Annotated in this window: 28 protein-coding genes; 15 read left to right on the top strand and 13 right to left on the bottom strand. The window is 72.7% G+C overall.

Going from position 1 to position 26,917, the window contains the following annotated elements; all coding sequences use genetic code 11:
• Nucleotides 1–630 precede the first annotated feature (630 nt).
• Genes ACFY0D_RS23945 through ACFY0D_RS23935 form a run of 3 tightly spaced genes read right to left on the bottom strand, consistent with a single transcriptional unit; the run spans nt 631 to nt 3,562 of the window.
• Entirely contained in the window at nt 631–1,962 is a 1,332-nt protein-coding gene (locus ACFY0D_RS23945) for a bifunctional RNase H/acid phosphatase (RefSeq protein WP_390800111.1), read from the bottom strand.
• On the bottom strand, nt 1,962–2,705 hold the full coding sequence (locus ACFY0D_RS23940) for a zinc ribbon domain-containing protein (protein WP_390800253.1): 744 nt from the start codon (nt 2,703–2,705) through the stop codon (nt 1,962–1,964). The genes ACFY0D_RS23945 and ACFY0D_RS23940 overlap by 1 nt, the downstream gene beginning before the upstream one ends.
• Entirely contained in the window at nt 2,702–3,562 is an 861-nt protein-coding gene (locus tag ACFY0D_RS23935; RefSeq protein WP_390800110.1) for a Nif3-like dinuclear metal center hexameric protein, read from the bottom strand. Before ACFY0D_RS23935 ends, ACFY0D_RS23940 begins: the two co-directional genes overlap by 4 nt.
• Before the next feature lie 454 nt (nt 3,563–4,016).
• Between ACFY0D_RS23935 and ACFY0D_RS23930 the strand changes: the two genes are divergently transcribed.
• Entirely contained in the window at nt 4,017–5,093 is a 1,077-nt protein-coding gene (locus tag ACFY0D_RS23930) for a hypothetical protein (RefSeq protein ID WP_390800109.1), read from the top strand.
• Nucleotides 5,094–5,134: 41 nt separating this feature from the next.
• On the opposite strand, the gene ACFY0D_RS23925 is transcribed toward ACFY0D_RS23930, so the two are convergent.
• From ACFY0D_RS23925 to ACFY0D_RS23915, 3 genes are read right to left on the bottom strand one after another with little or no spacing between them, the layout of a single operon-like run.
• Nucleotides 5,135–6,076: a 3-oxoacyl-ACP reductase gene (locus ACFY0D_RS23925; protein WP_390800108.1), complete on the bottom strand. Its 942-nt coding sequence runs from the start codon at nt 6,074–6,076 to the stop codon at nt 5,135–5,137.
• Nucleotides 6,077–6,104: 28 nt separating this feature from the next.
• Complete coding sequence (locus ACFY0D_RS23920) at nt 6,105–7,181, bottom strand: Zn-dependent alcohol dehydrogenase (RefSeq protein ID WP_373038984.1); 1,077 nt, start codon at nt 7,179–7,181, stop codon at nt 6,105–6,107.
• A gap of 44 nt (nt 7,182–7,225) precedes the next feature.
• Entirely contained in the window at nt 7,226–8,080 is an 855-nt protein-coding gene (locus ACFY0D_RS23915) for a MaoC/PaaZ C-terminal domain-containing protein (RefSeq protein WP_390800107.1), read from the bottom strand.
• A 253-nt stretch (nt 8,081–8,333) separates the two neighbouring features.
• On the opposite strand from ACFY0D_RS23915, the gene ACFY0D_RS23910 reads away from it, so the two are divergent.
• The 4 genes from ACFY0D_RS23910 (at nt 8,334) to ACFY0D_RS23895 (ending at nt 10,469) form a co-directional block, all read left to right on the top strand.
• Entirely contained in the window at nt 8,334–8,687 is a 354-nt protein-coding gene (locus ACFY0D_RS23910) for a DNA-binding response regulator (RefSeq protein ID WP_390800252.1), read from the top strand.
• 207 nt (nt 8,688–8,894) lie between these two features.
• Nucleotides 8,895–9,449 carry an RNA polymerase sigma factor gene (locus tag ACFY0D_RS23905; protein ID WP_390800106.1) on the top strand — a complete coding sequence of 185 codons (555 nt, stop codon included), beginning with the start codon at nt 8,895–8,897 and terminating at the stop codon, nt 9,447–9,449.
• Complete coding sequence (locus ACFY0D_RS23900) at nt 9,436–9,720, top strand: hypothetical protein (RefSeq protein WP_390800105.1); 285 nt, start codon at nt 9,436–9,438, stop codon at nt 9,718–9,720. Before ACFY0D_RS23905 ends, ACFY0D_RS23900 begins: the two co-directional genes overlap by 14 nt.
• 320 nt (nt 9,721–10,040) lie before the next feature.
• Entirely contained in the window at nt 10,041–10,469 is a 429-nt protein-coding gene (locus ACFY0D_RS23895) for a hypothetical protein (protein WP_390800104.1), read from the top strand.
• Between the two features lie 24 nt (nt 10,470–10,493).
• Here the strand turns inward: ACFY0D_RS23895 and ACFY0D_RS23890 are convergent, their stop codons facing one another.
• The 3 genes from ACFY0D_RS23890 to ACFY0D_RS23880 all read right to left on the bottom strand — a co-directional run bounded on the left by ACFY0D_RS23890 (nt 10,494) and on the right by ACFY0D_RS23880 (nt 14,447).
• Complete coding sequence (locus ACFY0D_RS23890) at nt 10,494–11,009, bottom strand: YcxB family protein (protein WP_390800103.1); 516 nt, start codon at nt 11,007–11,009, stop codon at nt 10,494–10,496.
• A gap of 105 nt (nt 11,010–11,114) precedes the next feature.
• The gene (locus tag ACFY0D_RS23885) at nt 11,115–12,302 is read right to left on the bottom strand and encodes a lipid-transfer protein (protein WP_390800102.1); all 1,188 of its coding nucleotides are present in this window, start codon (nt 12,300–12,302) and stop codon (nt 11,115–11,117) included.
• A gap of 12 nt (nt 12,303–12,314) precedes the next feature.
• Complete coding sequence (locus ACFY0D_RS23880) at nt 12,315–14,447, bottom strand: acyl-CoA dehydrogenase (RefSeq protein ID WP_390800101.1); 2,133 nt, start codon at nt 14,445–14,447, stop codon at nt 12,315–12,317.
• Between the two features lie 139 nt (nt 14,448–14,586).
• Between ACFY0D_RS23880 and ACFY0D_RS23875 the strand changes: the two genes are divergently transcribed.
• The 4 genes from ACFY0D_RS23875 (at nt 14,587) to ACFY0D_RS23860 (ending at nt 17,509) form a co-directional block, all read left to right on the top strand.
• Complete coding sequence (locus ACFY0D_RS23875; protein WP_390800100.1) at nt 14,587–15,210, top strand: histidine phosphatase family protein; 624 nt, start codon at nt 14,587–14,589, stop codon at nt 15,208–15,210.
• A 214-nt stretch (nt 15,211–15,424) separates the two neighbouring features.
• Nucleotides 15,425–15,796: a peptidase inhibitor family I36 protein gene (locus ACFY0D_RS23870; RefSeq protein WP_390800099.1), complete on the top strand. Its 372-nt coding sequence runs from the start codon at nt 15,425–15,427 to the stop codon at nt 15,794–15,796.
• 94 nt (nt 15,797–15,890) lie between these two features.
• Entirely contained in the window at nt 15,891–16,751 is an 861-nt protein-coding gene (locus tag ACFY0D_RS23865; RefSeq protein ID WP_390800098.1) for a hypothetical protein, read from the top strand.
• 74 nt (nt 16,752–16,825) lie between these two features.
• Nucleotides 16,826–17,509 (top strand): DNA alkylation repair protein, encoded by a 684-nt coding sequence (locus ACFY0D_RS23860; RefSeq protein ID WP_390800097.1) that lies wholly within the window; start codon nt 16,826–16,828, stop codon nt 17,507–17,509.
• 7 nt (nt 17,510–17,516) lie between these two features.
• On the opposite strand, the gene ACFY0D_RS23855 is transcribed toward ACFY0D_RS23860, so the two are convergent.
• From ACFY0D_RS23855 to ACFY0D_RS23845, 3 genes are read right to left on the bottom strand one after another with little or no spacing between them, the layout of a single operon-like run.
• Nucleotides 17,517–19,094, bottom strand: a complete 1,578-nt coding sequence (locus ACFY0D_RS23855; protein ID WP_390800096.1) for a serine/threonine-protein kinase — start codon at nt 19,092–19,094, stop codon at nt 17,517–17,519.
• 34 nt (nt 19,095–19,128) lie between these two features.
• On the bottom strand, nt 19,129–19,395 hold the full coding sequence (locus tag ACFY0D_RS23850; protein WP_390800095.1) for a DUF397 domain-containing protein: 267 nt from the start codon (nt 19,393–19,395) through the stop codon (nt 19,129–19,131).
• Entirely contained in the window at nt 19,355–20,203 is an 849-nt protein-coding gene (locus ACFY0D_RS23845; RefSeq protein ID WP_390800094.1) for a helix-turn-helix transcriptional regulator, read from the bottom strand. The genes ACFY0D_RS23850 and ACFY0D_RS23845 overlap by 41 nt, the downstream gene beginning before the upstream one ends.
• Before the next feature lie 207 nt (nt 20,204–20,410).
• Between ACFY0D_RS23845 and ACFY0D_RS23840 the strand changes: the two genes are divergently transcribed.
• From ACFY0D_RS23840 to ACFY0D_RS23815, 6 genes are all read left to right on the top strand, one after another.
• Nucleotides 20,411–22,225, top strand: coding sequence for a protein kinase (locus tag ACFY0D_RS23840; RefSeq protein WP_390800093.1), 1,815 nt, complete (start codon nt 20,411–20,413; stop codon nt 22,223–22,225).
• A gap of 94 nt (nt 22,226–22,319) precedes the next feature.
• Nucleotides 22,320–22,961: a class I SAM-dependent methyltransferase gene (locus ACFY0D_RS23835; RefSeq protein ID WP_382536382.1), complete on the top strand. Its 642-nt coding sequence runs from the start codon at nt 22,320–22,322 to the stop codon at nt 22,959–22,961.
• A 125-nt stretch (nt 22,962–23,086) separates the two neighbouring features.
• Nucleotides 23,087–24,088 carry an N-acetylmuramoyl-L-alanine amidase gene (locus ACFY0D_RS23830; RefSeq protein ID WP_390800092.1) on the top strand — a complete coding sequence of 334 codons (1,002 nt, stop codon included), beginning with the start codon at nt 23,087–23,089 and terminating at the stop codon, nt 24,086–24,088.
• 153 nt (nt 24,089–24,241) lie between these two features.
• On the top strand, nt 24,242–25,066 hold the full coding sequence (locus ACFY0D_RS23825) for a hypothetical protein (RefSeq protein WP_390800091.1): 825 nt from the start codon (nt 24,242–24,244) through the stop codon (nt 25,064–25,066).
• A gap of 104 nt (nt 25,067–25,170) precedes the next feature.
• Entirely contained in the window at nt 25,171–26,181 is a 1,011-nt protein-coding gene (locus ACFY0D_RS23820; RefSeq protein WP_390800090.1) for an LLM class F420-dependent oxidoreductase, read from the top strand.
• Nucleotides 26,182–26,205: 24 nt separating this feature from the next.
• Entirely contained in the window at nt 26,206–26,400 is a 195-nt protein-coding gene (locus ACFY0D_RS23815; protein WP_390800089.1) for a hypothetical protein, read from the top strand.
• Here the strand turns inward: ACFY0D_RS23815 and ACFY0D_RS23810 are convergent.
• Complete coding sequence (locus ACFY0D_RS23810) at nt 26,397–26,777, bottom strand: hypothetical protein (protein ID WP_390800088.1); 381 nt, start codon at nt 26,775–26,777, stop codon at nt 26,397–26,399. The genes ACFY0D_RS23815 and ACFY0D_RS23810 overlap by 4 nt on opposite strands.
• Nucleotides 26,778–26,917 lie beyond the last annotated feature (140 nt).

The raw sequence follows: 26,917 nt of genomic DNA, 5'->3' as shown, positions 1-26,917 counted from the left end.
GGCTCGCGCGGTACGGCATGTCGCGGCTGTACTCGGTGGTGCGGCTTGGCTCCCGCCGGGGTGGCCGCTACTGACCGCAGGACGGTGGGGCGGTGTGGGGCGGTGCCCCGCCGGAGTGTCTCCTCGGCTCGCGCGGTACGGCATGTCGCGGCTGTACTCGGTGGTGCGGCTTGGCTCCCGCCGGGGTGGCCGCTACTGACCGCAGGACGGTGGGGCGGTGGGGCGGTGCCCCGCCGGAGTGTCTCCTCGGCTCGCGCGGTACGGCATGTCGCGGCTGTACTCGGTGGTGCGCGCTCGTCCTGCGGGGACACTCCGCCGCGTCCCCACCCCACGGCGTGCTCCGACAGTACGGAGCGGGGACGGTGAGGGGTGTCCCCGCAGGACGAGGCGCGACCACCGGGTACGGCCGTGACTCCCCGCGCGCGCCGAGCCGAGGAGATACCCCTCGGCGGCACCGCGCACCGCCCGCACCGCGACGGATCCCGCCCGGCCCCCCGCCAGGGGTACGGCACCGCGACGGATCCCGCCCGGCCCCCCGCCAGGGGTACGGCACCGAGCCCGCATCCCGCCCGGCCCCCCGCCAGGGGTACGGCACCGAGTCCGGATCCCGCCCGGCCCCCCTGCGGCGGCCTACCGCAGGTGGGACGTGTCGTTCAGGAGGCGGACCGAGGCGTTGCCGTCCGCGTAGTAGGCCACCGCCGAGAGGGAGGCCGCCGAGAGTTCCATGCGGAACAGGGCTTCCGGCGGGGCTCCCAGGGCCAGGCGGACCAGGATCTTGACCGGGGTCACGTGGGTGACCAGCAGGACCGTGCGGCCCGCGTGGGCGGACAGCAGGCGGTCGCGGGTGGCCGAGATCCGGCGGGTGGCGGACATGAAGCTCTCACCGCCGCCCGTGGGGGCCGCCTTCGGGGAGTCCAGCCAGGCCTGGAGGTCGTCCGGGAAGCGCTGCTGCACCTCGGCGAAGGTCAGTCCCTCCCATGCCCCGAAGTCCACCTCGCGCAGGCCCTCTTCGACCGTCACGGTGAGGCCGAGGCGGTCCGCGACCGCCTGGGCTGTCTCACGGCAGCGGAGCAGCGGGGAGCTGATGACCGTCTGGATGGTGCCGCGGGCGGCGAGCGCCTCGGCCACGGCGGCGGCCTGCCGGCGGCCGGCCGGGGACAGTTCGGGGTCGCTGCCGCCGCTGCCCGAGAAGCGCTTCTGCGGGGTGAGGGCGGTCTCGCCGTGCCGCAGCAGCACGAGGGTGGCCGGTGCCCCCATGTCCGGGCCCCAGCCGTGACTGCCCGCGGCGACCGCCGGGGCATCGGCGTCGAGGCAGGGTTCGATCGCGTCCGCCAGGGCCTCGGCGTCGGCGAACAGCGTGTCGGCGAGCTCCTGGGCCGACGTGGCCGCGGCTCCGGAGGCGGAGACCAGGGCCGCGCGGGCGGCCGCGGCCCCCTTCTTCGCGTCCCCCGGCGGGCCCGTCGGCGGGCCCGCCGGCGCCGGCGGGGTGGCCAGGGCACGCGCCGCGCCGTGGTCGAGGGCGGCCGTGGACGCCGACGGCTCCCACTGCTTGCCGCGCTTGCCCGCGTCCATGGCCTCGTTCGCGAGCCGGTCCGCGTGCTTGTTCTGCTCGCGCGGGATCCACTCGTACGTCACCTGGGCGCGCGGCAGGATCCGCGCGGCCTCGGCCGCGAGCGGCTTCATGTCCGGGTGCTTGATCTTCCAGCGGCCCGACATCTGCTCGACGACCAGCTTCGAGTCCATCCGGACCATGACCTGCGCGTCGGAGGCGAGCTCACGGGCCGCCGCGAGCCCGGCGATCAGGCCCTTGTACTCGGCCACGTTGTTCGTCGCGATGCCGATGTACTCGGCACGCTCCGCCAGCGTCTCGCCCGTCGCCGGGTCGAGCACCACCGCGCCGTAGCCGGCCGGCCCCGGGTTGCCCCGGGACCCGCCGTCCGCCTCCACGACAAACCGGGGCATCAGATGCCCGAGTCGGCCGTACGGACCAGGATGCGGCCGCAGTTCTCGTGACGGACGACCTGGTCGCGGGCCGCGGCCTTGATCTCGTTGACCTCGGCCATGTCGAGCTCCAGCCGGCAGCCCTCGCAGCGGCGCTGGTAGAGGCGCGCGGCGCCGACCCCGCCCTGCTTGACGCGGATCTTCTCGTACAGCGCCATCAGGTCGGCGGGCATGGACGTGACGATGACCTCGCGGTCCTTGGTGATCTTCGCGACCTCGGCGTCGATCTCGGAGGTCGCCGCGTCACGGCGCGCGGTGGCGTCCTCGGCCTTGGTCTCCAGGGCCGAGACGCGCTCGGTCAGCCCGGTGACGCGCTCCTGCGCACCCTCCAGACGCTCCATGACCTCCAGGACCACGTCCTCCAGGTCGCCCTGGCGCTTGGCGAGGGAGACGACCTCGCTCTGCAGGTTCGCCAGGTCCCGGGCCGAGATGCCCACGCCCGAGTCGAGCCGCTGCTGGTCACGGACGGCGCGCTGGCGCACCTGGTCCACGTCCTGCTCCGCCTTGGTCTGCTCGCGCGCGGTGTCGCTCGCCTGGGTCTGGGCGGCGACGAGCAGGTCGCGCTGCTGCGCCAGGTCCTTGGTGAGCGAGTCGAGCTCGGCGTGCTCGGGCAGCGACTTGCGCTTGTGGGCGAGCTGAGACAGCCGGACGTCCAGCGCCTGGACGTCGAGAAGTCGGATCTGGTCGGCGGGCTCGGCGTTCAGTTGGGGGCTCCAGAGATAGAAGGGGGTGTGACGGACGGCGCGTGGGCCGTCCACGGGTCGGTGACCGTGCGCGAGACGTGGGTACGCAGGCCCCAGCCGTGGCGCTCGGAGATCGCGTCGAGCTGGGCTGCGGCCTGCTCGCACCAGGGCCACTCGGTGGCCCAGTGGGCGGCGTCGACGAGGGCGAGCGGGCGGCTCGCCTCGCGGGCCTCGGACACCGGGTGGTGGCGCAGGTCGGCGGTCAGGAAGACGTCCACACCGGAGGCGCGGACCTGCTCGAAGAGGCTGTCGCCGGAGCCGCCGCTGACGGCGACGCGGTGGACCGGCGCGTCCGGGTCGCCTGCCACGCGGATGCCCTGGGCGGTCGGCGGCAGCCAGGCCGCGGCGCGGGCGGCGAACTCGCGCAGGGTCTCGGGGTGGTCCACTTCGCAGATCCGGCCGAGGCCCCGGCGGCCTTCCGGGTCGCTCGGGTCGGGCACCAGCGGGCCGGTGATCCGCAGGCCGAGGGCGCCGGCGAGGGCGTCGGAGACGCCCGGGTCGGCGGTGTCGGCGTTGGTGTGGGCGACGTGCAGCGCGATGTCGTTCTTGATCAGCGTGTGCACGACGCGGCCCTTGAAGGTGCCGGCCTCGACGGTGGTGGTGCCCCGCAGGTAGAGGGGGTGGTGGGTGACGATCAGGTCGGCGCCCAGCTTGACCGCCTCGTCGGCGATCTCCTGGACGGGGTCCACGGCGAACAGGACCCGGGTGACCTCGGCGTCGGGGTCCCCACAGACGGTTCCGACGGCATCCCACTGCTCCGCCCGCGAGGGGGGCCAGAGAGCGTCCAGCGCGGCGATGACTTCAGAGAGACGGGGCACGGGCCAAGGCTACCGTCCGGGGCGCCCGTCCCGGTCAGGCCAGCCCTGCCGGACGGGCCCCTTCCCCTCCGGGGCGGACAAACCGGAAGATTCCGTCCTGCGCCTGCCGCCCGGCCCCGGCACGTGCCCGCGGAGCCGCAGGGACCGCCGCGCACCGCGCGGCCCGCCCGGGCGGGCACATCCGGTCCCCGTACCTTCCCGGCCGGGCGCCGGGAGGCGGGCCCCGGGCGGCGGGCCCCGGGCGGCGGGCCCCGGGCGGGCTTCCAGGTCGCCGAAGACCTGTCGGCCGTCGCCCCTTCCACGGCGGAACGTCCCGGCTCGGAGGCCGCCCAGCACAACCGCCTCGTCCACCACGCGTGAATCGCCGCGCGGACACCCGTATGTGTGAAGCGGTGCTGGTGGTGTTGTTCGCCGGGAAGCCCGGAAATTAGCTTCCCCCCGGAGGTGACCACGGATGACCGTCTGTGCCATCGAAGTGACGACCACGGCCGCGTTCGGCATCGCCGCGGACGGGTCGTACGCCGCCCGGCTGGCCGGCGAGGGCGACGCGCTCTACGCGGAGCGCTGGACCCTTGCCGGGCCCGAGCCGTACGCGGTACCGCTGCCGCTCGCGCAGCCCGAGGAGGCGGACAGCGAGGTGCTGCCGCTGGCCGACGGACGGGTGCTGATCCACCGGCGGGTGGCGGAGCGGCACGCCTTCGCGCTGCTCTACCCGACGGGAGCCGAGGCCGGGCCGAGCACCGGGGAGCTCCAGCTGGGCGGGGTGGACGTGCGGGAGGGCGTACGGGTCCGCCTGCTCCCGCCGTGTCCGGACGGATCCGGCGCCTTCGCCCTGGCCACGGAGGACACCGTGAGCACGGTCTGGCAGGTGGCCGGGGGCCCGTCGGGGCCGCAGCCCGTCGCCCGGATCCCGGGACGGTGCTCGGGCGGCGTCTGGCTGGACCGGGCGGGGCGGCTGCTGGCCCTGGACCGCGAGCTGGACGGCACCACCAAGGCCGTCGCCGTGGACCTGGGGCGCACCGAGGTGTCCCCGCTGCTGCAGATCACCGAGGACAGCGACGACCGGCTGCTGCTGGCCGACCCGGACAGCGGGCTGCTGCTGATCCGCTCCGACGCACCGGGCGAACCGCGCCTCGGCTGGGGGGTGCTGGGCAGCTCCCTGCCCCTCCGCTTCCCGGAGTGCCTGGCCCGTCTGGGGGACGCCCGCCCGTTCGCGGTCCAGCCCGGCCAGGCCCTGATGCCGGAGACCTGCGGGGTGGCGCTGCGGCTGCCCGAGGGCGACATCGGCCTGTGGCGCCCCGCCGACCGGCACGTCTTCCGGCTCGGCGCCCCGGCGGGCTGGCTCGGCGGGACCGGCCTGTGGAGCCCGCAGGGCCGCCTGCACCTCCCGTACGCGACGCCCGAGGTGCCCTGCGGGATCCTCGGCCTGAACCTGCCGGCCTCCCCTCCCCCGCCGGTGGTCCTGGATCCGCCCACGCCGACCGCCCCCCGCCCGGTCCCCCTCCAGCAGGCACCGCTGGCGGGGCGATAGGGACGGGGGGGCGGAGGGTGGAGGGCGCGGGCAGCCGCTTCCTAGGCGTGCTTGAGGCCCAGTACCTCGGTCGCGGCGAAGGTCTCGTTCGCCGGCCGGGCCTCGTAGTGCGGGGTCAGGAGCTCGTCGAGCTCCTCGTAGGAGAAGGACTCCTTGGCCGTGTCGAACTTGGCGGCCACCTTCGGGCGCTCCATGACGACCACGATGCCGCCGTGCACGACGAACAGCTGGCCGTTGGCCTTGGCGGAGGCGGGCGAGGCCAGGTAGCCGACGAGGGGTGCGACGTGCTCGGGGGCGAGGGCGTCCAGCTTGCCCTCCTCCGGGACCTCGAAGCCGGCGAAGACGTCCTCGGTCATGCGGGTACGGGCGCGCGGGCAGATGGCGTTGGCCGTCACCCCGTACTTCGCGAGCGCGAGCGCGGTCGAGGTGGTCAGGCCCACGATGCCGCCCTTGGCCGCCGCGTAGTTCGGCTGGCCGGCCGAGCCGCCGAGGAAGGCCTCGGAGGAGGTGTTGACGATCCGGCCGTAGACCGGGCCGCCCGCCGCCTTGGAACGCTCGCGCCAGTGCACGGACGCGAAGTGGGTGGTGTTGAAGTGGCCCTTGAGGTGGACCCGGATCACCGAGTCCCACTCCTCCTCCGACATCGAGAAGACCATCCGGTCGCGCAGGATGCCCGCGTTGTTGACCAGGATGTCCAGCTTCCCGAAGCTGGACACCGCCAGCTCGACCAGTTCCCGCGCCTGCTCGAAGTCGGCCACGTCGCCCAGGTGCGCCACCGCCCGGCCGCCCGCGGCGCGGATCTCCGCGGCGACCTCCTCCGCCGGGGCGGCCGAGGCCTCCCCGGAACCGTCCCGGCCCGGCTGGCCGAAGTCGTTGACGACCACGCTCGCGCCGAGCCGCGCGAGCTCGATCGCCTCGGCCCGGCCGAGCCCGCGGCCCGCACCCGTGACGATGGCGGAGAGCCCCTCAAGTGGGAGTGACATCCGTAGCGTTCCTCTCAGAGCGAGCCGGTCAGAGTTCGATGCAGGTGCGCAGGGCGACGCCCGTACGCATCTGGTCGAGCGCGTCGTTGATCTCGGCGAGCTGCACCCGGTGCGTGATCAGGCTCGCCAGGTCCACCCGGCCGGCCCGCCACAGCGCGATGGTGCGCTCGTAGGAGCGGAGCACGTCCCCGCCGCCGTACATCGACGGCAGGATCTTCTTCTCGTCGAAGAAGAGCGAGAACATGTCGATCTGGAAGTTGTCGTCCAGTGCGCCCGCGCCGACGATCACCACGCTGCCGCCGCGGCGGGTCATCTTGTAGGCGGTCTGCGCGGTGGCGGACTTCCCGACGACCTCGAAGACGTAGTCGAAGCCCTCGCCGCCGGTGATCCGGTTCTTGGCGTCGTCGAAGGCCTCCGGGCCCACGGCCTCGGTGGCCCCGAACCGCAGGGCCGCCTCGCGCCGCGATTCCACCGGGTCGACGGCGATGATCTGGGCGGCGCCCTGGACCTTGGCGCCCTGGATGACGGAGATGCCGACGCCGCCGCAGCCGATGACGGCCACCGAGGATCCGGCCTCCACCTTGGCGGTGTTGATGGCGGCGCCGAGGCCGGTGGTGACACCGCAGCCGATGAGCGCGGCGATGTCGAAGGGCACGTCGTCGGGGATCGGGACGGCGCACGCGGCGTCGACCACGAGCTCCTCGGCGAAGGTGCCGGTCGCGGCGAAGCCGAAGATGTCGCCGCCCGCGCGGCGGAAGTTGGGGGTGCCCGCGTTGACCAGGCTCGCCAGGCACAGGTGGCCCTGGCCGCGCTTGCAGGACGGACAGTGGCCGCACGGCGGCAGCCAGCAGACGAGAACCCGGTCGCCCTGCTTGAGGGTGGTGACCCCGTCACCTACGTCGGAGATCACCCCGGAGCCCTCGTGGCCCGGGATGAAGGGGGCGGGCTGCGGCAGGACGCCGCTCATCGCGGAGAGGTCGGAGTGGCACAGGCCGGTGGCCTTGATCCGGATCTTCACCTTGCCGGGGCCGAGGCCGACGGCCTCCATGTCGTCGACGACCTCAAGCTTGTCCTGGCCGATCTCGCTCTGCAGTGCTGCGCGCACGGTGCGGCTCCTTGTGTGGTCGGGCGTTAGGGGGCAAGAAACCCCTAGGCGTATTCGACGACGGTGTCGGCGAGGACCGGTGCGTCGTCCCGTTCGGCGGCGGTCACCGACACCAAAACCCGGCCGGGCTCCTGCCACATCCGGATGCGCAGCGTCTCGCCCGGGAAGACGATCCCGGCGAAGCGCGTGCGGTAGGCCCGGACCCGGGAGACGTCCCCGCCCAGGGCCGTGTCGACGACGGCCTTGAGGGTCATCCCGTACGAGCACAGGCCGTGCAGGATCGGCTGGTCGAAGCCGGCCGTCTTGGCGAACTCGGGGTCGGCGTGCAGCGGGTTCCAGTCGCCGGAGAGGCGGTAGAGGAGCGCCTGGTCCTCACGGATGTGCCGCTCCTCGGTACGGTCGGGCGCGCGCCCGGGGAGCTCCTCCTTGGCCGAGGGCCCGCGCTCACCGCCGAAGCCGCCCTCCCCCCGTACGAAGATCTGCGCGTCGCTCGTCCACAGCGGCCCGTCGGCGTCCGCGACCTCCGAGCGCAGCACGATCACGGCCGCCTTGCCCTTGTCGTAGACGGCGGCGACCTTCGAGCGGGAGGTGGCCCGCCCCTTGACGGGGATGGGCCGGTGGAGCTCGATGGAGTGGCCGCCGTGCAGGACGGCGGCGAGGTTGACGTCGATCCCGGGTGCGGCGAGGCCGCCCAGCATGGCCATGCCGGCGCCTGCGACGGTCGCGAAGCTGGGCAGCACGTGGAGCTTGGATTCGAGGGTGTAGCGCAGCTCGTCCGGGTCGGTGGCCGGCCGGCCCGCGCCGAGGCCGAGGTGGTAGAGCTGGATGTCCTTGTGGTCCCAGCCGATGTCCCCCAGGCGGGGGTCGGCGGCGAGAGCCTTGGCGGCATCGATCGGCATGGGGATGCTGCTCCCTGTCGTTGGAGAACCGGGGCCGTGGAAGACCTCGGTGCGGCCGTCCGCACCGTCGGCCGCACCGAGGTCGTATGCGGGGGCCGGTTCTAGAACGCGTTCTAGGCCCGGCCGGTGAGGGAATGTATAACGCACGCCCCCGCACATGGGAAGACTCTTGACTTCACGTCAGATCCGCTGCGTGCGGGGCGTGTTGCGTGCCCGCCGGAAGGCGGGGCAATACGCTGCCCGCGTGGACGAAATGCCTGTTGATCACCGTGAGGTCCGCGCCCTGCGCGTCCTGCTGGAGCCGCCGAATCCGGCCCTGGCGCTCCAGCTCGGCCTCCAGCCGGACATCGAGATCGTCCGGGACCCCATGGCACGGCCCGCGGTGGCCCTGGTGGAGGAGCTCGCGGCCGTGACCGCCCTGCTGGCCGACGACCCGGAGTGCCGGGTGCTCGTCCTGACGGGCTCGGCGCACCCCGGCCTCGCGGAGGCCGCCCTCGCCGCGGGCGCGGTGGGGCTGGTGCTGCGGGACGGCCCGGTCGCGGACCTGGCAGACTGCGTCCGGCGCGCCTCGACGGGCGAGACGGTGGTGGACCCGGCGCTGGGGTGAACGCAGGTGGAGCCCGATGAAGTCCGGTGAAGCCCCGCGCGCACCGGTGAATCCTTTTGCGGCTCCCACGCCTCTTATGCATGTGCCGACGCAGAGGTTCGGCACCTGACCTGGAGGTTGTCGTGATCACTGCTGTCGCCGTCGGCGCCGTACTGCTCCTGCTCTGCACGTGCACCGTCCTCGTGGTGCGCCGACGGAGCCGCTCCCGTGGCTGAGTCGACCTGGCCCGCCGAGCCGCTGATCCTCGCCGCGCAGGGCGGGGACCTCGATGCCGTCACCGCGCTGGTCTCCGGATCGCACCCGAACGTGCGGAGGTTCGCGTACTCGCTGTGCGCCTCCCCCGAGGACGCCGAGGACGCGGCCCAGGAGGCGCTGATCATCCTCTACCGGAGGATCGGCATGCTGCGCGCTTCCGGCGCCCTGGCCTCGTGGATGTTCCGCATCGTCCGCAACGAGTGCATGCGCCGGGCCCGGCTGATGCCGCGCGAGCGCGCCCCGCTGCCCGACTCCGCCGTGATGTCGGCCGAGGACGAGGTACTGGAACACCTGGAGGCTGCCCGGGTGGCGCGGGCGATCGCCGCCCTCCCCGCCGACCAGCGGCGGGTGCTGATCATGCGGGACATCCAGGGCTACAGCGGGCGGATGGCGGCGGACGCGCTCGGGCTCAGCCCCGCCGCGATGAAATCACGGCTGCACCGGGCCCGCGCGGCCCTTCGGCACACCCTGTACCCGCCCCCTGGAGGCGACGATGTCACTCACTGACGGCCCCGACTTCGCGAGCTCCTCCCTGCCCCGGCACCTGCTCCGCGGCGCGGTCGGCATCGGCGCCCTGATCGGCGCCTTCGCCCTCCTCCCGCGCTACGGACCGGCCACCCTGGCCCTCGCCCCGCTCGGCTTGCTGGCCCTGCGAGGCTGCCCGATGTGCTGGGCGATCGGACTGGCCCAGACACTCTCCCGGGGCCGCCTGCAACGGGAGTGCACGGACGGCCGCTGCGAACTGAAGCCGGCCAGTTCCAGCCCCGCCGGCATTTGAGGCACGGGGCCCGGGCAGCGCCGCCAGTTCCAGCCCCGCCGGCATTGAGGCGCAGGGTCCGGGCAGCGCCCGCCAGCTCCAGCCCCGCCGGCATTTGAGGCACGGGGTCCGGGGCGGAGCCCCGGCTCTTTCAGCCCCGCCGGCGTTTGAGGCGCGGGGTCCGGGCGGGGTCCGGGCGGCGCCCGGCGGGGCACGCGCGGGCCCGGCAGGGACGCAACCGTGCCGTCCCGGCCACCGATTGACGGATTCCGCCGCAGCGCGCATCCACCGGCTGGACCAGGATGAGACCCCCTCAACCCAGCTTCGTGGAGGCAGAAACCATGCGCGTATCCGCCCTGTCCGCCACCGCCGCCCTCGTGGTCGCGACCCTCGCAGGAGGCGCGGCCCCGGCCGCTGCCGACACCCCGGCCGGCCCGGTCCTCCAGGTCGACCTGGAGGCCGGCAAAGGCCTCCACCACAACATCGGGACGGTGTTCTACGAGCGCCTCGACGGCGAGGTGAACGCGGTCAGGATCGTCTCGGTGCACGTCACCAGCGGCGAGCGCGACTGCGCCTGGGTGTCGTGGAACGACCCGCACGACGTGAACGGCTGGTCCAACCTGACCAGCGAGCCCTCCTGCAACGGCACCGGCCTGGAGGAGCACCCCGACCGGATCATCAAGGCGCCGGTCGGCCACCCGCTCAAGGTGCGCCTGTACGCCGACCACCCCGGCTCCGACGTGGTGCACAAGGACATCGAAAAGCTCTGACCGGGGCGGGCAGGGCCGGGGGCGCTACGAGCCGTCGCCGGCCTGCTCGTGCCCGAAGGCGGCGAGGAGCTCGCTCTCGCCCGGGGCGGTGAACAGCCGCTTGGGCAGCGCCACGAGACACGCCCGGCGGCCCGAGCGGCCCACGAACACGTGCAGCCGGGGCGTCTCGTGGTAGTAGCGCACCTCGTCCCACACCATCCGCTGCGACTCCCCGCCGCGGAACACCTCGATGCCCGTACCGTCCACCACGACCCGCTTCTCCTCGGCGGCCCTGCCGCTGCGGAAGCCCCGGCCCACCACCCACCGCGGGAGGAGCAGCAGCACGACGAGGCCGTACGCCACCGCGATCCCGAGGGGGACGGGGTGCACGGTGAGACCGCCGGACGACAGCGTCACGCTCGCCGCGGCGAGGAGGACCGTGCTGATGGCGGCCACCGCCCGGCCCCGCCGGAACAGCCCCGCCGCCCTGGCGGCCTCGTCGTACTCGTCCCTGGTCAGGCTGCCGGTGGCGCTGAAGGACGCCTCACGTATCTCGCTCACGGGAGCGGAGCCTAGCGCTCCGCCCCCATGGCCGAAAACGGGTTCCACGGAGCCCCTGGAGCGGCGGCCCCGCCCGGCCCGCTACCTCCGGCTCCGCCCGGCCCGCTACCTCCGCAGCAGCGTCACCACCGCCGCGCCGCCCAGGCCGATGTTGTGCGCCAGCCCCACCCTCGCCCCCTCGACCTGCCGCGGACCGGCCTCGCCGCGCAACTGCCACACCAGCTCCGCGGCCTGCGCCAGCCCCGTCGCCCCCAGCGGATGCCCCTTGGAGATGAGCCCGCCGGAGGGGTTCACCACCCACCGCCCGCCGTACGTCGTCGCGCCCGACTCCACCAGTTTCCCGGCGGCGCCGTCCTCGCACATGCCCAGCGCCTCGTACGTCAGCAGCTCGTTGACCGAGAAGCAGTCGTGCAGCTCCACCACGTCCACGTCCTCGATGCCGAGCCCCGAGGCCTCGTACGCCTGCCGGGCCGCCGCCGCCGTCATCGGCTTGCCGACCACGTCGATGCACGAGCCCGAGGCGAAGGAGGCCTCGGTGTCCGTCGTCATCGACTGGCCGACGATCTCCACCGCCTTGTCGTGCAGCCCGTGCCGCACCAGGAACCGCTCGGACACCACCAGCGCCGCCGCCGCGCCGTCCGAGGTCGGCGAGCACTGGAGCTTGGTCAGCGGCGCGTGGATCTCCTTCGCCGCCAGGATCTCCTCGACCGAGTACACGTCCTGGAACTGCGCGTTCGGGTTGTTCGCCGAGTGCCGGTGGTTCTTCGCGCCGACCGCCGCGAGCTGCGCGGCCGTGGTCCCGTACCGCTCCATGTGCTCCCGCGCCGCGTTGCCGAAGATCTGCGCCGTGGGCGGGGACATCTCGAAGCCGTGGCCCGCCGCCATGATCCCGTAGTGCCGGGCCACCGGCGAGGTCTTGAAGTCCCCTCCGTCCGCGCCCCCGCCCAGCGCGCCGCGCTTCATCTTCTCGAAGCCCAGCGCCAGCACGCAGTCGCTGATCCCGCCCTGCACGAACTGCCGCGCCATCATCAGCGCGGTCGAGCCCGTCGCGCAGTTGTTGTTGACGTTGTAGACCGGCACCCCGGAGAGCCCCAGCTCGTACGCCGCCCGCTGGCCGGCGGTGGAGGCCTGGAAGCAGTAGCCCACCGGGACCTGTTCGACCAGTCCGTAGTCGATGCCCGCGTCCGCGAGCGCCGCCGATCCGGCCTCCCTCACCATGTCCCAGTACTGCCAGTCCCGCGACTCCGGCTTCTCGAACTTCGTCATGCCGACGCCCACGATGTACGACTTCATGCCCGACAACTCCTAGTCCCTGGGTAGGCCGAGGATCCGCTCGGCGACGACATTGAGCTGGACCTGCGTGGTGCCCCCGGCGATGGTCAGGCAGCGGGACATGAGCATCCCGTGCACCGCCCGCTCCCCCGCCCCCTCCCGCACCGCGCCCGCCGGCCCCAGCAGTTCGAGCGCGAGCTCGGCGGTCCGCTGCTGGTGCGGGGTCTGGACGAGCTTGCGTACGGAGGCGCCCGCGCCGGGCTCCAGCCCCGACACCTGCTGGAGCGTGGTGCGCAGCCCGATGCAGGCCAGGGCGTGTGCCTCGGCGGCGAGTGCGCCGATCCGCGCCCGGTAGGTGCCGTCGAGGTCGGCGGCGCGCGCGAGGAGCGCCTCCAGGCCGGTGTCGAAGGTCATCTGGTCGGCCATGTGGACGCGTTCGTTGCCGAGGGTGTTGCGGGCCACCTTCCAGCCGCCGTCCGCCGCGCCGACCAGCGCGTCCGCCGGGAGTTCCACGTCGTCGAAGTACACCTCGTTGAAGAGGGCCTCGCCGGTGATCTCCTTCAGCGGCCGGACGTCGATGCCGGGGGTGTTCTTCATGTCGACGACGAAGTAGCCGAGGCCCTTGTGCTTGGGCGCGTCGGGGTCGGTGCGGGCGAGCAGGATCCCGAAGTCGGCGCTGTGCGCGGAACTCGTCCACACCTTCTGGCCGTTGACCTTCCAGGAGCCGTCCTCCCCGCGTTCCGCCCGGGTCCGCAGCGAGGCCAGGTCGGAGCCCGCGCCCGGCTCCGAGAAGAGCTGGCACCAGGTGACGTCGCCGCGCAGGGTCGCCGCGACGTAGGCCTCCCGCTGGGCGGGCGTCCCGTAGGCGAGCAGCGAGGGCACCACCCAGGTGGCGATCCCGAGGTCGGCGACCTTCACGCCGGCCGCGCTCAGCTCCTGCTGGACGACGAGCTGCTCGACGGGGCCCGCGCCGATCCCGTAGGGCGGCGGCAGGTAGGGCGCCGCGTAGCCGGTGGGGGCGAGGATCCGCCGGGCGGCGGCCGGGGCGAGCCCGCGCGCGTCCTCGATGGCGGTACGGGCCTTCGCGCGGTACGTCTCGGCCTGCACCGGCAGCTCCAGGCGCAGCTCGCGCCGCGCACCGCCCGCCGCGCACCGCACGGCCCGTACCCGGTGGCCGTCGCCGGGCCCCAGCAGCTGGCGGGCGACCAGCGCCCGCCGCAGGTAGATGTGGGCGTCGTGCTCCCAGGTGAAGCCGATGCCGCCGAGGACCTGGATGCAGTCCTTGGCGCAGGAGTAGGCGGCGTCCAGGGCGGTCCCGGCGGCGAGGGCGGCGACCAGCGCGCGCACGCCGGCGGGCTCGTCCATCGCCTGCGCGGCGTCCCAGGCCAGCGCCCGGGCCTGTTCCAGCCGGACCAGCATGTCGGCGCACAGGTGCTTGACGCCCTGGAACTGCCCGATGGGCCGGCCGAACTGCTCGCGCACCTTCGCGTACTCGGCGGCCGTGTGCAGCGCCCAGGCTGCGGTGCCGCAGGCGTCGGCGGCGAAGAGCGTGCAGGCCAGGTCGCGGACCAGGGCCGCGTCCAGCGCCAGCAGCCGGTCCGGGGCGGTGACGACCCCGCGCGCCCGCACCTCGGCGGTGGGGCGGGTGGGGTCGGCGCTGTCGTGCGTACGGATGTCCAGCGCGGCGGCGTCCACGGCGAACCAGCGGGTGCCGTGGGCGGCCTCGGCGGCGAGCAGGACCAGGTCGGCCTCCCCGGCGCCGAGGACGGGCGGGGCGAGTCCGTCGAGCAGGTGGCCGCCGCCCTCGACGGCGATGGCGGTCAGGGTCCCCGGCCCGAGCGCGACCGCTCCGACCCGGCCTTCGAGCGGCTCGGCGCCGGCCCGCTCCAGCAGTACGGAGGCCAGCGCGCTCGGCAGGTACGCCCCGGGCAGCGCGGCCCGGGCCGCCTCCTCCACGACGACGGCCAGGTCGAGCAGGGTGCCGCCGTCCAGGTGCGGGTCGAGCAGCCCCTGCGCGGTCAGTGCGTCCCAGTAGGCGGGCCGCGCCCCGGTCTGCGGCGGGGTGTCGAGCAGCTTGCGGACCTCCTCGGGAGGCACGGCCCGCGCGACCCACCCGCGCACCGCCTCGGCCAACTCGCGCTGCTCCTGCGTGATTCCGATGCCCATGCGCGGCAGACTAGAACACGTTCCAATCTGACGGAAGGTCAGATGACGGGTCATTCAGGGGCCGGGGGCGGGAACCGGCGCCGGAAGGGGCGGCGTCCATCGATGGACAAGATCGATTACGGGTTCGAAGGAGTCTGGAATGACCGGCACAGCCACCCGATACCTCTATCTCGCCCGGCACGGCGAGGCGTCACCGGACGAGAGCGGGCTCACCGAGGCAGGCCGCCGGCAGGCCGTGCTGCTCGGCCGGCGCCTGCGCGACGTCCCCCTCGCGGCCGTCCACCATGGACCGCTGCCCCGGGCGCAGCAGACGGCACGCCTGATCGGCGACCAGCTGACGAACGTTCCCCTGCACCTTTCGGACGCCGCCGGCGACTACGTCCCCTACCTGCCGGAGAGGGAGGAACTCCCGGCGGAATCAGCCGACTACTACCTCGACTTCCTCGCCGGTGCGAGCGCCGGGGAGCTGGATAACGGACCCGCGCTGACCCGCCGGGCGATGGACCTGTTCACCGGGCCGGCGGACGGCACGGAGGACCGGCACGAACTGGTCGTCACCCACAACTTCCTGGTCGCCTGGCTCGTCCGGGACGCCATGCACGCGCCGAAATGGCGCTGGCTCGGCCTCAACCACGCCAATGCCGCCCTGACGGTCATCCGGTACGCGCCCGGCCGGCCCGCGTCCGTCCTTTGCTCCAACGACACGCGGCACCTGCCGGCCGAACTGCGCTGGACCGGCTTCCCGCCCGAGTTGCACATCTGAGTACACCCGCAGTCGGCGGGTCCACCGAGCCCACTTCACCTCAACTCGGTCTTATATACAGGCTGTTGAGTACCCAAGTGCCGTTCACTATAGTCGGCGTGGACACGGCCGGCCTGGGTCCGAGCGTGCCGCTTTCGGGAAGTGACTCCCCTTCGTGGCGCCCGATTTGGCGCCGGCGAGAACACGCCACTACGTAGGGGGATGAACCATGCGCATGAAGCGGACCCTGGCACTCCTGGTTGCCTCAGCTGCTGTCACGCTCGGAATGGCCACCCCGGCCAGCGCGTATGCATGCCAGACCGGCTTTTTCTGTCTCTACTACAACTCCAACCAGGCCGGCGCCCGATGGTTCACGGACGGGGATGTACCCAATCTCGCCGGGGAAGAATTCACCACGTGGGCCAATGGTGAGGGCGAGCCGGTGAAGAACAATGCCGCGTCGACCCAGAACGCCTCGAACTACTGCTACCGGGTCTACTACAACTCGAACTACGCCGGCCCGTACGACACCGTTCCGGCTCACTCGTCCCGGAACCTTGCGAACACGTACAACAACAACGCTTCCGTCAGGGACCTGATCTGCTGAGCACCGGCACCTGAACCGGGGAAAGGGTGTTCCGCAACCGCCGTCGCGGCTGCGGAGCACCCTTCCTTGCCACCTGTAGAGGAAACCAGTGAACGTGACCACCCCTTCCTCCAGAGCGTGTGCCGGTATGGCGGTGCTCCTGCTGCCGCTCCTGTCCGGCTGCACGGCCGGCACCGCCGGCCCTGGCGAAAGCCCAGGCCCGACGGCGGCGCGCCGGCTCGCCGACAGCAAGACGCTCACACTGCCTCTGGACGATTACCTGCTGACAACGAACGACGCGGGCACGCTCGCCCGCGGGCGCGATTCCCTCATGCAGCGGTGCCTTACCGGATTGGGCGCCCCATATACCCCTAAAGCACTGGGAAACACCGATATCGAAACGAACGAGCGGCGCTACGGCCTGGCCGACGCGGAGCTCGCGAAGGAACACGGATATCACGTGCCCGACATGGACAAACGGGCCGAAGACTATCCATCGTCGGTCATGCCGCTCGTCCGGGGCGAGGTGACCACATACAACGGCGTACCCGTACCGCAAGGCGGATGCATCGGAGAGGTGCAGAGGGAACTCCACGAGGTCGAGCTGCAGGACGCCCTGAACCTTCCCCATAAACTCAACATGGAAAGCTACGCGAAGTCGCAGAAGGCCCCCGCGGTGGTGAAGGCGACCGGAGAATGGTCGAACTGCATGAAGGAATCCGGGCACGCCTACCCGGACCCCCTCGCCGCGATCAACGACAAAGAATTCGGTGCCGCAACTCCCGGACCCCACGAGAAGGAAGTGGCACTCGCCGACGTCCTGTGCAAGCAGAAGGTGAACCTGATCGGCGTGTGGTCCGACGCCGAAAGCGAATACCAGCGGTTCCTCATCAAGTCCAATTCGGGCGCTTTGGCCGGTCCGCTGCTCGCCAAACAGAAAACCATGTCCGCCGCGAAGGCGGCGATCGGTCAATAGGCCGGGCGGGTCGGCAGGTCTCGGAGGCGGTCGTAGGCTGGCCGGGACTCATCCGCGACGGACAGGAGGCCAGGATGACCGAGACGACCGGGGCGACGGTGGAGCAGGTCATGGCCGAGCTGGCCGGGCTGGAGGACCCGAAGACGCGCGCGGTGAACGAGCGGCACGGTGACGCTCACGGCGTGAACCTCGGCAAGCTGCGCGCGCTCGCGAAGCGGCTCAAGACGCAGCAGGACCTCTCACGCGAACTCTGGAAGACCGACGACAGCGCGGCGATGCTCCTGGCACTGCTGATCTGCCGCCCGAAGGCCTTCGGGCGCGACGAGCTGGACACCATGCTGCGCGAGGCCCGCACCCCCAAGGTGCACGACTGGCTCGTGAACTACGTCGTGAAGAAGAGCCCGCACTCCAAAGAACTGCGCCTCGCCTGGTTCGCGGATCCCGATCCGGTGGTCGCGAGCGCCGGCTGGGCGCTGACCACCGAGCGGGTCGCGAAGAAACCCGACGGCCTCGACCTACCGGGGCTGCTCGATGCCATCGAGGCGGAGATGAAGGACGCCCCGGAGCGTCTGCAGTGGGCGATGAACCACTGCCTGGCCCAGATCGGGATCGAGCACCCCGAGCACCGCGCCCGTGCCATCGACATCGGCGAGCGCCTGGAAGTCCTCAAGGACTACCCGACCCCTGCGAACTGCACGTCTCCGTTCGCGCCCGCCTGGATCGGCGAGATGGTGCGACGGCAGCAGGAGAAGCAGTAGGCGGGCTTCAGCCGGATGTGACCGGCACGGGCTTCAGCGCCGCCCTGGCGACCTCCTTGGCCTTCTGCTCGCACGCCCCGGGTTGGTAGAGGCCGACCCAGACGACCAGATTGCCGTGCCGGACGGAGAGCGCGCAGGTCCACTCGGTGGTGCCGTCGGGCTCCCAGTACGCCCCGTCGCCGAACCCGAGGTTGTTCACCCGCTTCCCCCCGGCCGCGGCCGTGGCGAATCCGGCCTGCTGGAGCCTCGCATTGGCCCCGTCGTCACCGCCCCGCTTGACGTCCCACCGGACCAGCGCGGTCCGCCGACCGGCCGAGGAGTCGTACCAGGTGCACGTCGTCTGCACCTGGGTCTTGTTCGCGCTGTGGAAGTCCTCCTTGGCATCCCGCCCGGTCAGGGGGATGTACTGGGTGGCCTTCTGGCAGGCCGGTACGTCGGCGTAGGCCGCGGGACCGGCGCCCTCCGTCCCCGCACGGTCCAGGGTGTACGCACCCACGCCGACCCCCGTCGCCACCAGCACTCCGGCGGCCACCAGCGCCACCGTCCGCGACCGCCTCCGGGGCGGGGCCGGCGCCGGCTCGGTCGGCGGGGCGGACTCCGAGACCTCGGCCGCCCGCTCCACCACCTCATCCGGCTCCGGCTCCGGCACGGGAAGCGGTTCCGGCGGCGCCACCACGGTCGCCGTGTCGACGGACAGCAGCCGGTCGATGTCCGCCCGTTGCTCGGCCTGCATCCGGTACACGGCGGGCGGCCACTGCAGGCCTGTCGGAGCGACCGGCCCGAGGAGTTCGAGCAGCTGCGCCGGGGTGGGCCTGGCTGCCGGGTCCTTGGCCAGGCAGCGCTCCACGATCCCGCGCAGCCCGTCGGGCACCGCACTCAGGTCGGGGGTGGAGTGCACCACGTCGTAGAGCGTCCGGAGGGTCGAGGCCCCGGCGAAGGGGCTGCTGCCGGTGAACGCCATGACCAGCATCGAACCGAGCGAGAACACATCACTGGCCGGTGTCAGCGGCTTGCTCTCGGCCTGCTCGGGCGACATGAAGGAGGGCGAACCGATCACCCAGCCGGTGCGCGTCAGCCCGGCGTCGCCCTCGACCTCGCCCTCGGTGGCCCGCGCGATGCCGAGGTCGATGACGCGTACGCCGTCCTCGGTGAGGAGCACGTTGTCGGGCTTGAGGTCCCGGTGGATCAGCCCCGCCCGGTGGATCTCCGCGAGCGCCGACGCGAGCCCCGCCGCCAGCCGGTGGACGACGGCTTCCTCCAGCACACCGTCCGCCTTGACCACGGCCCCGAGCGAGGGCCCTGACACGAATACCGAGGCCAGCCACGGTGTCGGCGCGTCCGGGTCGGCGTCCATGACGGCCGCCGTATAGGCACCGGAGACCTTGCGCGAGGCCGCGACCTCGCGCCGGAAACGGGCCCGGAAGTCCTCGTCGTCGGCGAAGTGCGCGAGCACCTGCTTGACGGCGACGAGCCGCCCGTCAGGCCCCGTGCACAGCAGTACCCGCCCCATGCCTCCCTGCCCGAGCACGCCGGCCACCTTGAACGGCCCCACGTGCGTCGGACCGGCCGGTCCTACGCGCTCCATTCCCCCGACTCCCTCCCCGTCGTCAGGGAGCGGATCATACCGAGACGGACTTCACGAAGGCTTCGAACGCCGCGGGGTGCACGGTGAATACGGGGCCCTCGGGGTTCTTGGAGTCCCGGACGGCGACGCGGCAGGGCTGCGCGGCGATCTCGATGCACTGGCCGCCGTTGTCACCGCTGTACGAGGACTTGAGCCAGCCGGTGTCACCGAGCGGCGCACACTCGACGCAGTCGCCACCAGTGGTCCCGCTGCACGAGGACTTACGCCACTGCGCGCCCGTCAGGTTCCGGATGGTGTCCATAACGCTCCTCCATTACGCGGGCGATCCGTGCCGCCGAGCCCTCCAGGGACAGGGCGGATGCCTGCAAATGATCGTATCGGAGCGAACCCTCCCTGAGAGCTTGCGGATTGGCCGTCATATGGCCCTGCACGAAGTCCTCGGTGTAGACGATGTCGGGGTCACCCTCGAACCGCAGAAGGCAGAACGATCCCATCACCCCCGCGTGGGCACCCACCTCAAACGGCAGGATCTGTACCTTCACCCACTCCCTCCTCTGCAGGGCCAGCAAGTGGGCGAGCTGGTTCCGCATGACCTCGCGGCCACCGATCTCCTGATGCAACACCGCCTCACTCATCACCACCCAGATCAGTGGCGGGTCTTCGCGGTCGAGTGGCCGCTGCCGATCAATCCGCGCGGCCACCTTCCCGTCCAGGTCCCCCTCGGTCCGCGCGCCGAGCACGGCCCGCGCGTAGGCCGGCGTCTGCAGCAGCCCGTCCACCAACTGTGCCTGGAATGAGGAAATGTACGAGGCCCGCGCCTCCATCTCCGCGTACGGCTGGAACCAGGTCGGCAGCTGACTCCGCAGCACCAGACCCACCAGTCGCGAGAACAGACCGCCGGTGCCCAGCGCCGCGTCCACCCGCTCCGAGAAGTCCCGGGTCGGGATGCGCTTCGTCGTCTCGATCTGGCCGATCAGGGAGCCCGTACAGAAGATGATCTCGCCCAACTGCGCCTGCTTCAGGCCCGCCTGTTCCCTCAGGCGCCGCAGTTCGTAGCCGTAGTAGTCCAGCGGCGAGGCGCTGGGGTCGAGCTCGCGGATCTTGACCATGAGGTGGTCACCCCCAAGTTCACGCTGTGCGTTCGGCGTTCGTTTCGCCCTGTCGCCGAGCGTAATCAGCCGACTGCGCTCCGATGGTGCGAATCACGCGATCGGTCACGGTCGGTCAGAAGCGGTCGTCAGCCGCTCCGCGCGTATGCGGCGATAATGCTCTGCCGAACTGATCTTGCGGTGACGGGGGCCTGGCAGGTGCGGGAAGTGATCGAAGACCGGTACGCGCTGGCCGAGTTGCTCGGACGGGGCGGCTTCGGCGAGGTGTGGCGGGCCGAGGACAGCCGGGTGGGCCGCCAGGTCGCCGTCAAGATCGGATATCCGCAGACGCCGGAGGACACCCGCCGCTTCGAGCGGGAGGCCAGCCTCGCCGGGAACCTCGCGCACCCCAACATCGCCACCATCCACGACTTCGGCCGCACCGAACGCGAGGGGCGCGACGCCGTCTACCTCGTCATGGAGCTGCTCCGGGGCCGCAGCCTGGCCGACGTGCTGGAAGCCGGCGTACCGCCGCTCGCGGACGCCCTGGAGTGGGCCGGGCGCATCGCGGACGCGCTGGGGGCGGCCCACGCCGCCGGGATCGTCCACCGGGACGTCAAGCCGGCCAACGTGATGGTCACCGACGGCGGGCTGACGAAGGTGCTCGACTTCGGCATCGCCAAGGCCGGGGGCGTCGCCGGCGCCGCCACCACCACGACGGGGCTGACGGCCACCGGCATGATCATCGGCTCCTTCCCGTACATGGCTCCCGAGCGGTGGACCGGCGGGGCGAACGGCGTGCCCGTCGACGGGCGGGCCGACCTGTACGCCCTGGGCTGCGTGCTGACGGAACTGCTGACCGGCACCCGCCCCTTCGCCGCGCGCGAGATGCACGAGCTGCTCGCCCAGCACCTCACGACCGCACCGCCCGCGCCGAGTTCGCTGCGGGCGGGGCTGCCGGCCGCACTGGACTCCCTCGTACTGGAGCTGCTCGCGAAGGACCCGGCGGACCGGCCCGCGGACGCGGCCGAGGTGTCCCGGCGGCTGGCGGAGATCGCCCGGAGCGAGGCCCCCGTACCGCAGGCACCGGCACCGGCGGCCTCCTTCCCGCCCCCGCCGTCGTACGCCCCCACCGTGCACACTGCGGCCGCCGATCCGGTCCGCGCGATGCTGGAGCGCAGGCTGACGCAGCTCCTGGAGGACGAACCGGCGGACGTCGTGGAACGGCTGCGCATGCTGACCGACGACCTGACCGAGGAGCTCGGCGCGCAGGACGCCCTGACGGTGCGGGCCGCCTACCACCGCGTGATGCGGGTCCCGGGGCCGTCCAGGACGATCGATCTGGAACGCCTGCTGCCGCGCATGGTGCGGGTCCTGGGCCTGGAGCACCCGGACACGATCACCGGCCGCGCCGCCTGGGTCGGCGAGGCAGCGGCCTTCGGTCCGGGGGACGGCCGCCGGAGCGAGCAGGAGCTGCGCGAGATCGTCGAGCAGGCGACGCGGGTGTTCGGCACGCACGCCCTGGTCACGCTGACTGCCCGCTACCACCTCGCGTCGGCCATGCACCGGGGCGCCCACGCCCGTGACGGCCAGTGGGACGCGCGCAGCCGGGAGCGCGCGCTGAGCGAGCGCGCCTGGCTGGGGCCGCTGCTGCCCGACCTGGAATGGGCCCTGACCGCCGACAGCCCGGTCCTGCTGGACGTGCGGCGCAGGCTGGCCCACGACGCCTGGCTGGTCGGCGACATCGCCGGCGCCGCGCTCCTGTACTGGCGGCTCTTCCCGAACCTCGCCGAACTCGCCGAGCGCGGCAGTCCGGAAGTGGCCCACCGGGTGCTCCGCACCATCGGCGAGGCGGGCGATCCGGCGGCCGCCCTGGCGCACATGAACCCGTTGCTGCGCCGGCTCCCTTTCCTCCCCGGCATGCAGGAGTTGGCCCAGGAGGTCTCCGACACCCGGGCGGACTTCCGGCGTGCCGTACGGGAACAGCGGCGGACCGAGGGGACGGGCGGGCCGGGCGGCCTGTCCCGGCTGTTCGGCCGCTGACCGGGCGGCGGCGTACGAGCGCACCCCGGCCGTAGCGTCCTACCAGCGGGTAGGGCACCATGGGCCGCCACACACGATCACCGCCGGAGGAACCATGGCCACCCCCAAGCCGGAGACCCTCGCCGCCTTCGAGGCCGCCAAGGGGTTCATGCCCGTACGCGAGGGCCTCGCCCTGTACGAGGCGGCCACCGCGGCCGGGGCGCTCGGGCTGCCGCTGCTGGAGGTCGGCACGTACTGCGGCCGCTCCACCATCCTGCTCGCCGACGCCGCCCGTGAGGCCGGCGTGGCGGCGATCACCGTCGACCACCACCGGGGCAGCGAGGAGCAGCAGCCGGGCTGGGAGTACCACGACCCGACGGTCGTGGACCCGGAGGTCGGGCTGATGGACACCCTGCCGACCTTCCGCCGGACCCTGCACAAGGCCGGGCTGGAGGACCACGTGATCGCGATCGTCGGCCGGTCCCCGCAGGTCGCGGCCGCCTGGGGCGGCAAGCTCGGCTTCGTCTTCATCGACGGCGGCCACACGGACGAGCACGCGAGCGGCGACTACGAGGGCTGGGCCCCGCACGTCGCGGAGGGCGGCACGCTCGTCATCCACGACGTCTTCCCGGACCCGGCCGACGGCGGCCAGGCCCCGTACCGGATCTATCTGCGGGCGCTGGCCTCCGGCGCGTTCGAGGAGATCTCCGTCACCGACTCGCTGCGCGTGCTGCGGCGCACGGGAGCGGGCATCTGACGGCTGCCGGGCGCGTTCACCAGGCCAGTCATCTGGCCTGATGAACGCCAGGCAGACAATCGCACCACGCCTTCGGATGGCCTACGGTCCGGACGGGCGCCGGGAGCCGGGTCTAGCATCGCGGCGTGCGCAACGACAACAGCCCCCCGCCCCCCGAGTCCGGCTCCTCCATCGACCCGGACCGGTCCTGGTTCACCCGACGCTCCACGCTCGTCGTCGGGGTTGCCGCGCTCGCCCCGGCCGCTCTGGCGGGCTGGGTCCTGACCCAGGCGTTCGCCGGGCCGGGGTCCGACGGGCCGTCCCGCTCGGCGCCGATGTCCTCCTCGCACTCGGCCCTGTCGCCGGGCCAGCGGGACGCGAAGCCGGGTTCCGCCGCCGACGAGGGCGCGAGTACGAGCCCCAGTGCCAGTCAGAGCACCACCGCGGCCGCGCCCGCACCCGCACCCGCCAAGGGCCCGCTCACCGGCCGGACCGTGGTCGTCGACCCCGGCCACAACGCCGGAAACTTCGAGCACACCGACGAGATCGACCAGCAGGTCGACATCGGCACGGGCCGCAAGGAGTGCGACACCACCGGCACGACCACCAACGCCGGCTACAAGGAGGCGGACTTCACCCTCGACGTCTCCCGGCGCCTGCGGACCGCGCTGGAGGCCCAGGGGGCCAAGGTCGTCCTCACCCACCAGGCCGACCGCCCCTGGGGGCCCTGCATCACCGAGCGCGCCCGCATCGGCAACGAGGCGAAGGCCGACGCCGTCGTGTCCGTCCACGCCGACGGGGTCTCGGCGGGCAACCGCGGCTTCCACATCATCCTCCCGGCCAAGGTCAAGGGCGGCGCCGCGGACACCGCGAAGATCGTCGGACCGTCCCGGGAGCTGGGCGAGCGGATCGCCGGGAACTTCGCCCGCACCACCGGCTCCGCCCCCGCCAACTACCTGGGCAGCGGTACCGGTTTGGTCGTCCGTGACGATCTCGGAGGACTGAACCTGTCAACTCAGCCCAAGGTGTTCATCGAATGCGGAAACATGCGTGACGCCAAGGACGCGGCGCAGCTGACGAGTCCGGAGTGGCGGCAGAAGGCGGCTCAGGGCATCGCGGACGGCATCGTCGGCTTCCTCGGCGGGTAGTCCCTCTCGGGAGTCCGGCGGGACCACCCGCCGACCCGATCATCTCGGCCGTCGGAAACCTCCGTACCATGGTGCAGCCCGCCCTGCTGCAGACACGTTCTGCGACCGTGGCACCACGAGACGACGACCGAGACCGAGAAGGACACCTGAGACGTGAACATCCGCTCCCTCACTCGAGGCGACGGCGTGGTGATCGGAGCAGCGGCGCTGCTGTTCATCGCCTCGTTCCTCGATTTCTACTCCGCCACCGGTATCGACCGGCCGAGCGTGTGGGACCTTGACTCCAACCATCTGACGCTCCCCAGCATCTTCCTGCTCGGCTTCATCGCCGCCGGCCTGCTGATCGCGTCCCGCTTCCAGCCGGAGCGCAAGCTGGCCGGCCTGCCGCTGACGGCGTGGGGCACCGTGCTCGCGGTCTCCGCCGCCTGGTCGTCGCTGTGGGCGCTCATCGCCTGCCCGGACGTGCTCGACCTGGGCGCGGGCTCCATCCTCGCCCTCCTGGCCACGCTGGCCCTGGCCGGTGTGGCCATCGCCGGTGCGAAGATCCCGGCGCTCGCCGGCCAGCTCGTTCCGGAACCGCGCCCCGCCGCCGTCCCGCCGTACGCGGGCCAGCCGGGCCAGCCCCAGCCGGGTGCCGGGTACGGCTACCCGGGCGGGCAGCAGACCCCGTACGGTTCCACGCCGCAGCCGGTCCCGCCGTACGGCGGCACGCCGAACCCGACCCCGGGTCCCGGTCCGCAGGACTCCCAGCACACGCCGGCCCCGGCCCCGGCGGCGGACTTCACGCCGTTCTGGTTCGCGGTGCCGGTGGCCCGTCCCCTCTACGGGGAGGACGGCTCCCCGACCCCGATCGCCGAACTCGCCCCGGGCACCTGGTACCTGGCCGTCGAGCAGCGTGGCGCGGCCACTCTGATCGCGCAGACCCAGGACGGCCGCCGCGGCGTGCTGAACGACACCTCGGGCATCCAGCGCGGCTGACCGCCACCCGGACCGACCGAGGCCGACGGCCCCCCGCCCTTCCGGGCGGGGGGCCGTTGCCCTACAGTCACCTGACGCCTCGTCAGATTCTGAAGGGACCGCAGATGCGCCTCGGACTCGCACTCGGCTACTGGGGCCGCGGCCCCGCCCCCGCCCACCTCGACCTCGCCACCGAGGCCGAGAACCTCGGCTACCACTCGGTGTGGACCGCCGAAGCCTGGGGCTCGGACGCCTTCACCCCGCTGACCTGGATCGCCGCGCACACCTCGCGGATCCGCCTCGGCACGGCCATCGCGCAGATGGCCGCCCGCACCCCGACCGCCACGGCCATGCACGCCCTGACCCTGGACCACCTCTCCGGCGGCCGGATGATGCTCGGCCTCGGCCTGTCCGGGCCCCAGGTCGTCGAGGGCTGGTACGGGCGCCCCTTCCCCTCCAGCCCGCTCACGGCCACCCGCGAGTACGTGGACGTCGTCCGCCAGGTGCTGCGCCGCGAGGCCCCGGTGGAGCTCGACGGCCGCTTCCACAGCCACCCGTACCGGGGCGCCGACGGCACCGGCATCGGCAAACCCCTGAAGCCGATCACCCACCCGCTCCGCGCGGACCTGCCGATCCTCCTCGGCGCGGAGGGCCCGAAGAACATCGCCCAGACCACCCGGATCGCGGACGGCTGGCTCCCCCTGTACTGGTCCCCGACCCGCACCGACGTCTACCAGGCCTCCCTCACCGACCTCCCCGAGGGCTTCATGATCGCGCCGATGGCCCGCGCCAAGGTCTGCGACGACGTCGCGGAGGGACTGCTCCCGGTCAAGGCGATGCTCGGCTTCTACATCGGCGGCATGGGCCACGCGGCCCGCAACTTCCACGCCGACCTGATGGCCCGCATGGGCTACGAGGAGGAGGCCCGCCGCATCCAGGAGCTGTTCCTCGCGGGCCGCAAGGAGGAGGCGGTCCTGGCCGTACCGGACGAGTTCGCCGACGAGATCTCGCTCATCGGCCCCCGGGAACGGATCGCCGAACGCCTGGACCTCTGGCGCAAGGGCCCGGTGACCGACCTCCTCCTGACGGCCCCGGACCCCCACACCCTTCGCGTCCTGGCGGAACTCAACAACTGAGGCCTCCGCGTCGGCGACCACTCATTGCAGACGGTTGCCGGTCGCGCTCCGCAAGGCCGCAGGAGCGCCGGACATCTCGCCGACGGCACGGTGGGGCGCGCGGCGCATCCGGTCCTGAGCACCGGATGGACCTGGGCCGCCACCCGCCTCGTGGCGATCGCCGCCGCCCTCGCCCTCGCGTACGCCGCGGTGGCCGACCGGCGCCGCCGGATGGTCTAGGCCTGCGGAACGGCTTCCAGCAGCTCCCGCACATCCAACGGCATGACGGCGATCTCGATGCTCCCACCGCCTTCGTAGGTACAAGTGACGATCCGCGAGCCGGGGTTGATGGAGATCCCCTCCTTCACGGAGGGCACCCGCACCCCGATGGCCCGCCCGCCGGGCAATACGACGGCCTCCCCGCGCGCCGGAACCCACCGGGCCACGCCCTGGTCCCCGTACACCCGGCCGGCCCGCCACCGGCCCTCCCCGGCCGGAATCCGCACCATGCAGGGAATCCCGGGCACGGGCCCGGCGGCCGTCCGCGCACGATGCTTGCGCCGCAGCAGCCACCCGGCCCCCACGGCGCCGAGGACAACCACCACGATCTCAATCACCGACCCATTGTCCCCTGCCGTTGCCCTGGCCGGGCGGTGCGCTTGTGGTGCGGCCCGGTGGCCGCGCCTCAAACGCCGGCGGGGCTGGGTTTGGCCGCCTGGCCGGGGGCGTGGTCAGTCGGTCGGCGGGGCTGGGTTTG

Source organism: Streptomyces sp. NPDC001502 (assembly GCF_042894785.1).
Classification (GTDB): Bacteria; Actinomycetota; Actinomycetes; order Streptomycetales; family Streptomycetaceae; genus Streptomyces; species Streptomyces kutzneri.
The sequence above is the reverse complement of the archived record's forward strand: the minus strand, read 5'-3'. Positions and strand labels throughout refer to the sequence as shown.